Annotated in this window: 9 protein-coding genes and 1 tRNA gene; 2 read left to right on the top strand and 8 right to left on the bottom strand. The window is 60.3% G+C overall.

Features of this window, described 5'->3' with window-relative positions; genetic code table 11:
- Positions 1-112: 112 nt before the first annotated feature.
- The 5 genes from AB7E65_RS04345 to AB7E65_RS04325 all read right to left on the bottom strand — a co-directional run bounded on the left by AB7E65_RS04345 (position 113) and on the right by AB7E65_RS04325 (position 3889).
- Complete coding sequence (locus AB7E65_RS04345) at positions 113-949, bottom strand: MBL fold metallo-hydrolase (RefSeq protein ID WP_072288086.1); 837 nt, start codon at positions 947-949, stop codon at positions 113-115.
- A gap of 141 nt (positions 950-1090) precedes the next feature.
- Positions 1091-1702 (bottom strand): class I SAM-dependent methyltransferase, encoded by a 612-nt coding sequence (locus AB7E65_RS04340; RefSeq protein WP_072286745.1) that lies wholly within the window; start codon positions 1700-1702, stop codon positions 1091-1093.
- A 105-nt stretch (positions 1703-1807) separates the two neighbouring features.
- Entirely contained in the window at positions 1808-2269 is a 462-nt protein-coding gene (locus AB7E65_RS04335) for a CGGC domain-containing protein (RefSeq protein ID WP_320360551.1), read from the bottom strand.
- A gap of 168 nt (positions 2270-2437) precedes the next feature.
- Positions 2438-2513 (bottom strand) — tRNA-Asn (locus AB7E65_RS04330).
- Between the two features lie 170 nt (positions 2514-2683).
- Positions 2684-3889 (bottom strand): response regulator, encoded by a 1206-nt coding sequence (locus tag AB7E65_RS04325; protein ID WP_072286744.1) that lies wholly within the window; start codon positions 3887-3889, stop codon positions 2684-2686.
- Positions 3890-4189: 300 nt separating this feature from the next.
- Between AB7E65_RS04325 and AB7E65_RS04320 the strand changes: the two genes are divergently transcribed.
- Both AB7E65_RS04320 and AB7E65_RS04315 read left to right on the top strand, forming a co-directional pair.
- Positions 4190-6907 carry a 2-oxoglutarate dehydrogenase E1 component gene (locus AB7E65_RS04320; RefSeq protein WP_428745331.1) on the top strand — a complete coding sequence of 906 codons (2718 nt, stop codon included), beginning with the start codon at positions 4190-4192 and terminating at the stop codon, positions 6905-6907.
- A 22-nt stretch (positions 6908-6929) separates the two neighbouring features.
- Positions 6930-7946, top strand: coding sequence for a 2-oxo acid dehydrogenase subunit E2 (locus AB7E65_RS04315; RefSeq protein ID WP_072286742.1), 1017 nt, complete (start codon positions 6930-6932; stop codon positions 7944-7946).
- Between the two features lie 90 nt (positions 7947-8036).
- Here AB7E65_RS04315 and AB7E65_RS04310 read toward each other — a convergent pair whose 3' ends face one another.
- The 3 genes from AB7E65_RS04310 to AB7E65_RS04300 form a co-directional block, all read right to left on the bottom strand.
- Complete coding sequence (locus AB7E65_RS04310) at positions 8037-8402, bottom strand: molybdenum cofactor biosynthesis protein MoaE (protein WP_072286741.1); 366 nt, start codon at positions 8400-8402, stop codon at positions 8037-8039.
- 111 nt (positions 8403-8513) lie between these two features.
- Positions 8514-9515, bottom strand: coding sequence for a thioredoxin-disulfide reductase (gene trxB, locus AB7E65_RS04305; RefSeq protein ID WP_072286740.1), 1002 nt, complete (start codon positions 9513-9515; stop codon positions 8514-8516).
- Between the two features lie 107 nt (positions 9516-9622).
- Positions 9623-14164, bottom strand: a complete 4542-nt coding sequence (locus tag AB7E65_RS04300; RefSeq protein ID WP_428745330.1) for a glutamate synthase-related protein — start codon at positions 14162-14164, stop codon at positions 9623-9625.
- Positions 14165-14334 lie beyond the last annotated feature (170 nt).

The following is a 14334-nucleotide window of genomic DNA, read 5'->3' as shown; positions in this document are numbered from 1 at the left end:
GAAAAAAGCAATCCCAATTTTTCGGTTTTTTATGCAGTCTGAATTATATTTCTCCAACCATACCGGGCCGTTTATCGGCATTTTCGACCCGCTTTTCTCCATCGGTGCGGCTTCAAAACAACAGGGTCATGCCGGCCGCGCCGGGGGCAACCCGATCTCCATAAGCTTCCTGCAGCATGGCAACCGCCTGGTCACCGGTGCAATGGCAGGGAACCAGCATTTCCGGCAGCAGCGGGCGCAAGCCGTCAAGGGTCCGAGTGATGCGGTCACGATCGGCACCCCCAAGATGAAACCCGCCGATAACAGCCCGAATCTTCATACCGTCATGCAGCTGACGAACGTAGTCCAGGGTATTCACCAAGCCCGCGTGGGCACACCCCACCACCACGACAAGCCCGTCATCCTTCCGCATCCAGAGAGCCAGGTCATCCGCGACAGGGTCGGATCTTTTCCCCTCCGGATCAAGAAAGAAAGGCTCCTCGCTCTCCCGACAATCATACTTGCGGGGGATCTGGCCGGTAATGCCGATATCCTCCGCCAGCAGCACGGGATCACAAGCCCAGTGCAGACAGCGAGGCGGCAATCCGTCAATGGCGGTCATGGCCTCCGACGGCATCTGTATCGACCTCGAGCGACCGTCACGAATCGCATATCGCGGCTGCACGACCCCGGGATGGCAATATACCTCGGGATTCCTGGCGAGCCGCAGCACATGCGGGATGCCCCCGGTATGATCGTAATGCCCATGGCTCAGCACCAAAGTATCGGTCGTGCCAAGATCGACGCCGAGGGTCCGGGCATTCTGCGCCAGCACCTTACCCTGACCCGTATCAAAAAGAATACGCTTGCCCCCCGCCTCAATCCAGAAAGACAGGCCATGTTCCTCCAGAAGGCCGGCCTCGGCATGGTTATCGACCAGAATCGTTATTTTTACTTCCGCGAGTGGCATGCGTACCTCCATATCATCCCCGAATCCGGCACCAGGCTGCATCCACGCCAGATTCCACTTTTGTTGATGCAAAACACATCCATCAATCAAGCAAAAATCGATGCATTTTACATCCACGACGACCAGAGGTCAACGCAATGCCTACCGGGTACCCAGAATCACATACAAAGCCGCATGCTCCCGATCCGCCTCCCGGGATATTGCGTCGCCCTCGATGCCAAGAAAATATTCGCTGCGTACTGAAAAATACCTGGCGGCCGCGTTTTTCATGGCTTTGAGATCCGTATGCCTGATGCCCGCAACATAAGAGCCGGGTTCACCCTGTTTTTTTTGAAAGAACTTCGACGCCGGATTGAGCAGCATCAGAATGAGCCGCCCGCCGGGCCGCAGCACGGGAACCGTTTTTTCCAAAGCACGGGCATAATCCGCAACAAACTGCAGGGAAGCCACATAAATCACGGCATCAAAGGTATCCGGCGGAAAGGGCATTTCCTCGGCCCTTGCCAATACCGTTCGAACGGTGTCCGGAGCTCGGCTCAAAGCCTCGCTTGAAACGTCCAGCCCCGTTACCCGAAAACCGTGTCTGACCAGCTCGGCCTCTATTGTAGCGGGGCCGCACCCCACACTCAGCACTTCCCGGCATCCCTGGAGGTGCTGGACAAGATATTCAAGCTCGTATCGAAACACCTCCTGCCAGAAGGCACTTTTGCACGCCTCGAAATATCGAGGTTCCGGACCTTGTCCCCTGGTCATGGCATCCTCCCATCGCGGTTTGCCCGGGAAAACCGAATTGGCGGGATGGACGTCCGCCCTAATCGGCATCGCTCATCCCGCCAGATAGACCGACTCCCGGTACTTTCAATCGTACGCCTCCATGGTGGCGCGCGCTTCCGTCAGAAGCTCTCCGGCAAGACTCCGCATGTCGCTCTGCGCCCAGAAAGACAGGCGCCCATGAGACGTCAGATACTTAAGAGGAATGGGATGGGTCCCCACCACCACCGGCAGGCCATGATGCGTTTCGATGAATTCCTTGAATTGCCGGATGCGGGGGCAGGGCGGATATCCCACCACCAGTCCGGTGGCCAGATGCACGACATTGCAGCCGTTTTTCAGAAATTCAGCGGGCACGTATTCCACATTTCCACCGGGGCAACCGCCACAACTGGCATAACCGACGATCTCAACGGGCTCATCGGCACCGTAGCGGGCAAAACCGCCGCACCGCTCGCGCAGCGCCCGAAAACATTTGCCTCCACCACAATCCCGATAACGGGCACAGATGATGATTCCGACCTTCTTCCCAGCGGCCTGAGTGGACATATGCATACCTCCGAGCAAAAACGTTACACCGGATCCGGGGCGCACCATGGCGCCACAAGACAACGCTCTCAGTATAAAGCCCGCACGACAAAAACGACAAGGCCCCGCGAAGTTTTTTCGCGGGGCCTTGTCGTGAATTAAAAGCCGTCACCAGCGACGGATCAATTTTGGCTCCCCGGGCCGGACTCGAACCAGCGACAGGGTGGTTAACAGCCACCTGCTCTACCTACTGAGCTACCAGGGAATGCAACCTCGACCATTAAAATAAAAAATCAAGCCGAAGTGAGTTGTGTTTATACATGCCTGAATAAATCTTGTCAAGCAGAAAAAACAGCGGAAAAACAGCCCGCCGGAATCCTGCTCCCGAGCTCCGCCACCCGGCCCGCGCCATGGCAAAACCCCTGTTCCGGCGTCCTAACAGGCGAGACACTTTTCGATGATGGCGTAAAGGTGAGCCGAAGCAATGGGCTTGCTGACATGATCGTTCATCCCCGCTTCAAGGCACATGGCGCGATCCTGCTGGGCCGCATGGGCCGTCATACCGACAATCGGCAGGGGCGGCAGGCCGAGGATCCGTTCTCGCCGACGAATCCGGCGGGTGGTTTCAAGCCCGTCGAGACGCGGCATGCGGATATCCATCAACGCCAGATCAAACTGCCGGGACTGAAGCGATTCCAACGCCTGAACGCCATCCGCCACCGCCGTTACCTGCCAACTGCGCTGCTGCAACAGCAGCTCGACCAGCTTGCGGATGGCATCGTCGTCCTCCACCAGCAGGATCGATACGGCGGATCGCCCTCCTTCCATTTTCGGTATTTTTTCGGCCACTTGCGGTTCGATAGAGGTAACGGCGTACTCCGTCGGCAGGGCCACTGGCAGAACCAAAGACCGAATCTCTGCGTCGGCCTGTTGCCCGGCAGGCCATAAAGCACCACCCAGAAAGGCGGTCAGATTGCGGACCACGGCCTGCTTGACCCCAACCTGACGAAGGGCCGCCAAGGGAACCCGCGACAGGTTGCCGCAGGCCCGGAGCAAAGCAACGCGCATCTCCTCGCCACAAACGTCGCCCACGTCGATGCGCAGAAAATGGGCTCCGTCCAGCGTATCCATTGCAAGGCCCACTTTCAGACAAGCCACCCCGCCACGTTTCAGATATATCTCGATGAGGTTCAGAAGGACATGGGACATGCGGCCACTGTCGCCGACCAGAAGTTCCGGAACGCGCGCGTCGACCATGAAAAGAACCCGCACACCTTCTGTAACATTCAGTTCAGCCGTCAGATTTTGCACCCAGGAACGCACCTCGAAAGGGTCCTGCTGCAACTGTGCGCGCCCTGTTTCCAGACGGGCCAGATCGTGCAAATCCTCCACAAGGCGCAACATGGTCCGGGCCGAAGCATTGGCCAATTCCAGGGCATTGCGCTGCTCGGCGGCCAACTCGCCGGTCAGCACGAGCTCCAGCATGCCCAGGGTTCCGGCCAGTGGGGTACGCAGTTCGTGACCAAGAAGGGAAAGCCATTCGTCGACGGAAAAACAGGAAACGCTGTCTTTCTGTCCACAACCCAGGTCCCCGTTTTCTCCACTGTCATCAAACTTCAGACTGTATTCGTAAAAGTTCATGTCGACTCTGTTGACAAGATTTGTACAAAATGGCCGGGACTGTAAATCTTCCCGTGAAACGCAAATGATATTGCGCCCGAACATGACGCTCACATTATACCAGATCGGGCACCCATGGGAAACTCTTCCACTGCGCCTGTCGTAATGCGGCTTCCGGCAGGCCCATCGGCGATTGATTTGCCCGACTCGACCGGCCGTTGCTCAACCCGCTGGCGTTGTTATAATAACCGGGCCAGGGATGTCGTGTCGCCGCGGCTCACCATATGGCTTGCAGCCAGGCATGATGACATGGAGGAATCGATGCCTTTTCTGGCCAACGTCAGTCCGGCATGGGTCGAAGCGCTGTACCGCAAATGGCAACGCACGCCAGGGCAACTGAGCGCCGATTGGCAGGCCTTTTTCGAGGGCTTCGATACCGGTCGGCAATCGGCGGGCCTGCCCTCTGCGGCTGGCCCGGCATCGGATTTCGTCCTCAAGCAATCCGCTGTCGACACCCTTGTCAACCGCTATCGCGAACTTGGTCACCTGCTGGCCTGTACCGATCCTTTGTCGCCCTGCAAAACCGCACATCCACTGCTTGACATCAAAGTCTTCGGTCTCGACGACGATGATCTGGACCGTATCTTTCATGTCGCCGGCTTCGATACCGAAACCACGTCCCTGCGCGACCTCCTTGCCAGGCTGCGCCAGACCTATTGCCAGGCCACCGGCGTGGAATACATGCACATCATTGAACCGGCGGAACGTTTCTGGCTGCAGCAGCGACTGGAAAGCCAAAACGACCGGCCGGCACTATCGGACGAGGAGCGCTACACCATCCTGCGCAAACTGCAGCAAGCCGCCCTTTTTGAGCGCTTTCTGCACCGCAAGTTTGTCGGCCAGAAACGCTTTTCCCTTGAGGGCGGCGAGGTGCTCGTTCCGGTATTGGAACGGGCCGTGCGTCGCGCCGCGACACTGGGGATGCGGGACATGGTGCTTGGCATGCCGCACCGGGGCCGGCTCAACGTGTTGGCCAACATTTTTGGCAAGCCGCTGGAAAACATTTTCGCGGAGTTCGCCGACAATGCCGAATTCCATTTCGTCGGCGAGGGTGATGTCAAGTACCACAAAGGATTCTCAACGGATCTGACTCTCCCCGACGATCGCCTCGTACATATGACCATGGCCTCCAACCCTAGCCATCTCGAAGCGGTCAATCCGGTGGTGGAAGGCAAGGCCCGCGCTCGCCAGGATGCCTTCGGCGCCAACGGCGCCAAACGGGTGCTGCCGATCCTGATTCATGGCGACGCCGCATTTGCCGGCCAGGGTGTGGTGGCCGAAACCCTCAATCTGGCCGGGCTCGAAGGCTTCGGCACCGGCGGCACCCTGCATATCGTGCTCAACAACCAGATCGGTTTTACCACGATACCTGCCGACGCGCGCTCCAGCCGCTATGCCACCGATGTCGCCAAAATGCTCATGATCCCGATTTTCCATGTGCACGGCGAAAACCCGGAAGCCGCCATCCGGGCCGTGGAACTGGCTGTTGAATACCGTCAGAATTTCGGTCGGGATGTGCTGCTGGAAATCATCTGCTATCGACGCCATGGACACAACGAAGGAGACGAGCCCTATTTCACCCAGCCGCTCATGTATCAGGCCATCAAGAAGCGCCCGCCGGCACACCATATTTACCGGGACCGGCTTATCGAACAAGGGCTGGATCCATCCCGCATGAAACAGCAGGCAACGGAACTGGAGGAGGAACTGGAGGCAGCGCTGCAGCGCCAACGGCACCCCGTTGACCGCGGCTTTCACGGCAGGTGGCAGCATATCGAGCCCAACTATGCACCGATCAGCCCGGACACCGGAGCAGAGCCGGATCGACTGCGCTCCCTGGCGGACCGGCTGGCACAATGGCCCGCCGGATTCACCCCCGACTCACGCATCCGCGCTCTGCTCGAAAAACGCAGGGACGCAGTCCTGCAGCCTGATGGCGAACTGGACTGGGCCACGGCTGAAACCCTCGCCTTTGCCAGCCTGGTCGAAGAAGGCCACAGTGTGCGCCTGTCGGGCCAGGACTGCCGCCGCGGCACATTCAGCCAGCGCCACCTGATACAGTTCGATATCCACACCGGACAGAGCCATATGCCGATGGCAACTCTGAACGGCGCGGCAAGTTTCCGCGCCTTTGACAGCAGTCTGTCCGAAGCCTCCGTGCTCGGTTTCGAATACGGATATTCTCTGGAACGCCCTGACGGTCTGGTCCTGTGGGAAGCCCAATTCGGGGATTTCGCCAACGGCGCGCAGGTCATCATCGACCAGTTCATCAGCAGCGGCCAGCGCAAATGGGACCGGGTCAGCGGCCTGGTCATGCTGCTGCCCCACGGCTATGAAGGCCAGGGTCCCGAGCACTCCAGTGCCCGCATTGAACGTTTTTTGCAGAGCTGTGCCGAGAACAACCTGCTGGTGGCGCAACCAACCACGCCAGGCCAGTATTTTCACCTGCTGCGGCGGCAGCTCAAACTCCCCTTCCGCCGGCCACTGATCGTTTTCACGCCCAAGAGCCTGCTGCGGCACCCCTGCTGCCGCAGCCCGCTGAAGGATCTGGCAGACAACCAGTTCCATGAAATCCTTCCCGACACGCAAAACATCGGCAAACCCGCAAGGGTGCTTTTGTGCAGCGGCAAAATTTATCACGAATTGCAGGCAGAACGTCTACGGCAGCGGCGCTTTGATGTCGCCATCATCCGCATCGAGCAACTCTATCCCTTGCGCGAGGACCTGCTCGCCGGCATATTGCAGCCCTTACGCGAAACGCGGCACCTGCTCTGGGTGCAGGAAGAGGCGCGCAATATGGGTGCCTGGTCCTTCATCGCACCCCGACTGGCAACCATCGCCGGTCGATGGCCGGACTATTGCGGCCGCCCCGATGCCGCGGCGCCGGACGGCGGCTCCCACCGGCAATTCCTGACCGAACAGCGGCGCATCATCGCAGCCGCGCTGCCATCCGACGCGACTGCCGGATCGGCAGACTGAATTCTTGAGTGAGGACGCCCCCATGGAAATCCGCATCCCCGAAGTCGGCGAATCGATCATCGAGGCCAGACTGGCCAAGTGGCATTGCCGGGACGGCGCTACAATCGCCAAGGACGACCTGCTGTGCGAACTGGAAACGGATAAAATCACGCTGGATATATGCGCTGAACAGGACGGTGTGATCCGCATCCTTGCCGGGGAAGGAGAAACTCTTCCCATCGGAACGGTGATCGCCACCCTGAAGGAAACCGACGCCGCCAACCATCCGGAGGAGCTGGTACCCCCTCATCCCGGTGCCCCCTTTGCCGAGGGGGAAGAGCTCGCCCCGTTGACGGCCAGGGAACGCCTGAGCCGTCACGAGCCCCTCTCGCCTTTGCGTTTGACCATTGCCAGGCGGCTGCTGCAGGCACGCCAGAACAGTGCCATCGTCACAACCTTCAACGAAGCCGATATGTCGCGGGTCATGGAACTGCGCAGTCACCGGGGAGAACGCTTTGCCCGGCGGCATGGTGTCAAACTCGGCCTGATGGCGTTCTTTGTCAAGGCCTGTATAGATGCCCTGCGGGAATACCCGGTCATCAACGCCCGCATGGAGGAACAGGCCATCGTTTACCAGGAGTTTTACGATATCGGCATCGCCGTGGCCACCGAACAGGGCCTGGTGGTGCCGGTACTGCGGGACGCCGACGCCATGACCTTTGCCGATACTGAAAGGCGGATTGCCGAACTGGCGGACAAAGCTCGAGAGCACCGTCTGGAACTGGCCGATCTGCAGGGCGGCACCTTTTCCATCAGCAACGGCGGGGTGTATGGTTCGCTGCTCGGCACCCCCCTTCCGAACCCTCCCCAAAGCGCCATCCTCGGCATGCATAGCATTCAGCAACGGGCGGTGGTGCGCAACGGCCAGATCGTCGCCCGGCCGATGATGTATCTGGCCCTTAGCTACGACCACCGTTTGATCGACGGACGGGAAGCTGTGAGTTTTTTGAAACGGGTGGTGGAATCGATCGAGGAACCGGAAGATTTATTACTCGAGTAGGGGCGGCGGGTGCCGCCCCTACGGAAGGTTTGATGCGATGGCCACCGAGTGCATTTTATGCTCTCCCTCGGCACTCAGCACTAAAAAAACTTACCCGACCTTGGCTTCGGACTTGCTCACCGCCTCGGCCTTGACGCGGTCGAGCAGTTCCGCCAGCACCGGCTTGACATCTTCGCGCAGGGCGCCGGCCACAATGATGAACAGCAAATCGTCGCCGGGTTCCAGGCGACCCTCGCAGGCCTCGATCAGAACCCGGAAAATGCCTGGCTTGCCTTCATATTCCTGCCGCAGTGCTTCAACGCGCTCCTTATCGACCTTCACTTCCACGGCCGTCACGGTTTTGCCGTCGCCCCGCGACCAGCCGCGCACCACGCCGTTGTGCACCAGCAACATGCCGACATTTTCCCTGAACCCCGGCTCCTGTTTCAATTGCGCGATGGTTTTGGTGATATCCATGGTATCCCTCCCGATTAAAAAATCATACAGCGATTCACATCTCTCGCGAATTTCCGCTCCGCCACAACTGCCAACTGCCAGCTTAAATGCCCGGCGGATAAATGTACAGACCTAATCCCCGCCCTTTGCCATCAGCTGCCGCTTCTGCAATGCCTGGCATTTCCTGCAATCGGCGTCTTCAAGGCATTCGAGGAAACGCTGCGATTGCATGGCGGCCATACACCCGCTGCCGGCAGCGCTGATGGCCTGCCGGAAAAAGGGATCCTGCACATCGCCCGCGGCAAACACACCGGGGAGATTGGTCTCGGTACCGTTGCGGGTCAGGATATACCCCCAGTCATCGAGATCGAGCTGCCCTTTGACCAGCGCTGTGTTGGGCACATGGCCGATGGCGATAAAGATGCCGTCGCAGGGAAAGTCTTCTTCCTTGCCGGTGGGCAGATGCTGCAGACGCGCGCCATGCACGCCTTTGTCCCGATCGCCGAGAATGCCGTTTACCACCGTATCCCAGACAAACTGAATCCTGGCGTTTTCCAGGGCACGCTGTTGCATGGGCGGGCTGGCACGCAGGGCATTGCGCCTGTGCACCACTGTCACCTTTTTTGCGAAACGCGCCAGAAACAGCGCATCCTCCATGGCGGTATCGCCGCCGCCGACCACTACCACTTCCTTGCCCCGATAGAAAAATCCGTCACAGGTAGCACACACCGAAACGCCGCGGCCATAGAGCTCCTTTTCGTTGGGCAAACCGAGCAGGCGCGGCGACGCGCCGGTACAGATGATCAGGGAACGGCAACGGTAGTGCTCCTCCCCCAGCCACAGGCTGTAGGGATGGCTGGAGAGCTCGACGCGAGTCACTTCGCCGTTGACGAACACCGTACCAAACTTCTCGGCCTGCCGGCGCATGGCCTCCATCAGTTCCGGACCGTCGACGCCGTCGGGAAAGCCGGGGAAATTTTCCACCAGCGTGGTGCCGGTCAACTGGCCGCCCGGCTCCATGCCGCAAATCAGCAGCGGGCAACAGTTGCTGCGGGCCGTATAGATCGCCGCCGTGTAACCGGCGGGCCCGGAACCGATGATGATCTGATCATGAATCTTGTCACGCACGGGCATCGCTTCTCTCCTTTCCAGCGGCAAAACCATCAAGACGTACTGGCGCCCTGGACGTCTGGCCCGATAACAGGACAGCATCTCAAGCCGCCAATTGCGATTATGGACTTTTACTCCGTCGACACCGGAGGCACGGCGACCGCCCCGGCCGGCGCGATCCGAACGAACCGCTGGCTGCAATGTTCCGCGAGTTCCGCCACCCATTCGGCCTCTTCGACCTGATGGGAATACAACAGTTCGCGATGGTAGGCACCAAGCATGCGACGCAACGCTTCCACGTCATCCGCCGCCAGATCGTAAAGATCAACCTGCGCCCCACGGGCCAACCGCCACTTGAGAGACTCCCGCGTCATGCCCATGGCCTCGTCGAGGTGACAGTAAACAGCCCCGCCGGTCATGCCGGAACACATCCATGGACCGGGGTCGCCGAGGACCACCGCACGCCCGGCCGTCATGTATTCAAAGGCAAAGCCCTTGATGTTGGCCTGCCCGGCCAGATTGCCGCCGCTGTCGTCAAGAGGGGCGCGCAGCCGGCCGCCGATGACCACCTCCGCGCCGGACAGGCGCACGCAGGCACGGCTGTCGGCATCCCCCTGGATCAGGAACAGCCCCCCCTGAGCGCCATAGGCCAAGCCCTTGCCAACCGCGCCGCCGACCCTCTGGCCATGCCGGTTTTCGCCCTTGAGGATGACGATCTTGCCGCCGCAGGCGCCCTTGCCAACGCCGTCCTGGGCGCTGCCTTCAATGCGCAGGTTGATGCGCGGGATGTTGAAGGCGGCCAGGCCGTTACCGGGGATGGCATTGCGCCGGAAGTGCAGCAGCACCTGCTTTTCCGCGGCGGCGCCCTTTTCCGACCGATCGCGGTTCATGGCACCAGCCAGATAGGTACCGATGGCACGGTCACTGCTCGAAGCGCCGTGGTCCTCGTATCGGATCCGGCTCTCGGGACCATCAAATGCCTCCGTGACCAGGCTTGAAATCAGCGAAGTCAAATAGTTCAGCGGTTTGCGAATAATGCGCACATCGGCCGAGGAGCGTGGCATGCTGCCCAACGGCACAGGCGCGAGCAGATCGGTCAGATCGAGACGCTCGTGACCGCGCTGCTGCTGCAGCAGTTCGGCCTTGCCGACCATGTCCTGGGTGCGGTGAAAGCCGAGGCGCGCCGTCAGGTTGCGGATCTCCTCGCCAAGAGCGCGAAAAAAGGTGGTTTCGTATATGATGCCGTTTTCCAGAACCCGGGGCACGAAACGCTTGAGACCTTTGGCCTCCGCCTCTTCGATGCTTTCGATCTGAGTAGCGATGCCGACGTGGCAGGTTCCAAGATGGCAACTGCGGCATGCGGTGCAGCCTATCACCACCATGGGCAACGTGCCGAAGCCAACCCGGTTGGCTCCCAGCAGGATCATTTTTACAACATCGCGGCCGCTGTGCATGCCGCCGTCCGCCCAGATCTCTACCTTGTGGCGCAGCCCCGATTCGGCGAGGGCGCGGTGGGCCTCGCGCACCCCGATTTCGGCAGGCATGCCGACAAACTTGATGGCATGCTGGCGCGCCGCTCCGGTACCACCATCATAGCCACTGATGGTGATGATATCGGCACCGGCCTTGGCGATGCCCATGGCAATGGTGCCGATGCCGGCGACCGCCGGCACCTTGACCGAAATGCGGGCGCGAGGATTGGCGGTGCGCAGTTCCTCGATGATCTGGGCCAGATCCTCAATAGAATAGATATCGTGGTTGTTGGACGGCGAGATAAGTGTCACGCCGGGAGCGGCATTGCGCGCCGCGGCAATCTTGTCCGTCACCTTGAACCCGGGAAGGTGGCCGCCCTCGCCGGGTTTGGCGCCCTGGCCGACCTTTATTTCAAGAATATCGGCGGAATTGAGCAGGTTCATATGCACACCAAAGCGTCCCGAAGCCAGCTGCTGCCCGCGGTTGTGCCGATATTTTCCGAGCATGTCGGGGATCTCGCCCCCCTCGCCGTTCATACAGACGATATTGAGACGTTTGGCCGCTTCGGCATAAATGCGAAAGGCCGTCTCGCCCTGGGAACCGAAGCTCATCGCCGAAAAGATGATGGGCAGATCGTGCCCGTCAATCGATGCATCGACTTCCCTGGGATCGACGCTCAGGTCCCCCGTAATATCGAAATCGAGAAGATGACGGATGGCCAGGGGGTGCTCTTCCTTGAATTTACGGATCAGTCGCGACAGTTCATCGTAGTTCTCTTCCATTTTGGCCACCGCGGCCACGGTCTTCCAGATCCGGGGGTAGAGGCGGAACAGTTCCACCACCGGCTGCTGTTGACGGCTACGGGCCACAGCGCTGCGCTGCTGCCCGTCGCCACCCATCGCCGCGAGGGTAAGCCCGCCCCGATCGCTGCCGCAGAAACTGGCCACACCAAGGATATCGGCGATCTCCGGCGCCAGCCCGATGGCCGCAAAATGCCGTCCGTAGCCGCCGATTTCATGGATGCCCATGGTCGACATAACCTTTTCCAGACCCTTGCCCAGCACGTCGAGCAGATGCCCCATGCCGTCCTGCTGTTGGTCGGCCAACTCCCACATGAGGTAAGGGCAGAGGGCGTCCGCCCCGGCGCCGAGCGCACAGATGAGGTCGTGCAGATTGCGCAGGGCTCCCGACCGCAATACCAGCGAACAGCTGCGGCGCAGGCATTCCCCATGTTCGTCGAGCCGTGCTATAAGGTGGTCCTGCAACCATGCCAGAACCAGCAACGGATCGAGAAAACCGGAACCGGGACTGAAACACTGGCTGTCGTCGAGCAATAACAGAACCGCGCCGCCCGCAACGGCCGAGGCCGCTTCTTCCGCGAGCCTTGCCAGCGCATCGGGAACCGTTTCCCGGCGTTGCAGAGCACAGGAAAGGCGGCGGAAACGATGCTTGCCTCCACTGAAATGACCGAGCAGTCGCTCCAGGGTAGTGCTTCCGTGGGCAACCGCGACCTCGTCATCGACGTTGGCGGGCCCAAGGCGCCGTCCGCCGGGGAGCAGCGGCATCATCAGTTCGACGGCCTTGCGCCTGCGCCCATGCAGGGTCGGACAGCCTCCGATAAACACCCGGGTGGAAAAATGTTCCGCCTCCCGTTCCCGGTCGATAGCGGGGTTGGTGACCACCGCGACCTGTTCCTTGAGATAATCGGCCAGATTCTGCCGGGAGGTCGCCAGGGCCGCCAGCGGGCCGTCATAACCGAGAGAGGCGATGGGATCCCGGCCGGTAGCGGCCATCTCCCCGAGATTGCGCAGATCGCTCGATTTCCAGGCGTAGGCCGACAACAGGTTGTCGCGCAACAGTTTACGACTGCGCGTAAACACCGCAGCCACGGCGACGTTGCGATCCGGCAGCGCGCGCCCCGGCGTCACCATACGCGCCTGAGAAGACAGGGGGGTGCGCTTTTTATAGGTACTCAAAACCCGCTGGCGCAGCCGCTGATGATTGAATACTTCAACCGCCTGGAGCAGGGGGATGGCCAGGCCGACCTTTTCTCCCGGCGCGAGGGGTTTGGGATCGGACAGAATCTCTTCCTGGGGAACCACGCCGACTTCCGAGGAAGCAAAGTATTCCCGCTCGGTCTCGCCGAACCAGAGGGGCCGCAACCCCATGGCGTCAACACTGCAGACCACCTGATCACCGGATCGGGCAATGACCGCCGCCGGACCCTGAGCACTGGCGGGGAAAAACCTCCGGAAAAACCCGTAAAGCGCCCGCTGATCCTGCGGCAGTCGCTGCATTTCACTGAAAATAGGCGGGAGCACCATTTCCATGGCTTCGAACAGGGTCAGGCCCTGACCCTGCATTAACCCTTCCAGAAGCCGGTTGAGGTCCTGAGAGTCGCTGCCCCCGGCAGGCAGGGCGATGCCGAGCAAACGGGCCTCTTCCCGCAACCGTTCGATGGTATTGATCTCGCCATTGTGTCCGAGCAGGCTAAACGGCTGGGCCCGCAAAACGGTGGGAAGGGTGTTGGTGGAAAACCGGCTATGGCCGATGGTCACGGCTGACAGAAAATCGCGCCGCTTGAGATCGGGATAGTAACGCGCCAGCAATTCCGGAGCGCCGAGCATTTTGTAAACCGCGGTGCGCTGAGACAGAGAGGCTACCTGCACCGGCAACGCGTCCTCAAGCTCCACATGCAACCGGTACAGCAGGGGCGGCCCGTCCGTCGCATCGGGAACCGTCAATGCCAACTGCCAGAGCACCGGCTCGCTGGCCCGGGCGCTGGCCGACAGGATCTCGCTGCGCACCGGCAACGGGCGGTGCAACAACATCCGGCAACCGCGTGCGGTAAACATGTCGATGATCCGCTTCTGCAGATCCTCCCGATCAACTTTTGAAAGAGCGGCGGGGAGCAGCAGATGCCCGACGGCGAAACCGGGCGCATCGGCCAATTCCGGGACATAATCGGCGCCGGCCAGAACTTCACGCCACAGAAGCCGGGGGATATCGGTGAGGACACCGCAACCGTCCCCTTCCCCGCCGACGCCACCGGCGCGATGCCCCATTTTGATCAGCGCATCGATGGTCCGCTGCAGATTGCCGTGGGTCGGGTGCCCGTGCTTTTTGAAAAACCCGATAATGGCGCAGGCATCCCGTTCGTCGTTGCTGTCCAGAAGGCCCGGAAGACCGGCTACTTTCATAGGATAGGCTCCTCAACAAATGGGTCCGGATAATTCATGAGTCTTTTTTCCCGCACACGATCTTCTAACAAGCATACCCGATCAATAAAGCCCTACAACACTTCAGGCAAGGTGTTTACTTTGTTTACTTAGCGGACCTGTGCAAACAAAAGCGCCTCTCTTGTTCAAGA

The sequence above is a fragment of the Syntrophotalea sp. genome (genome assembly GCF_050253115.1).
GTDB lineage: Bacteria > Desulfobacterota > Desulfuromonadia > Desulfuromonadales > Syntrophotaleaceae > Syntrophotalea > Syntrophotalea acetylenica.
Note: the sequence above shows the minus strand (reverse complement) of the source record. Positions and strands in the feature narration are given on the sequence as shown.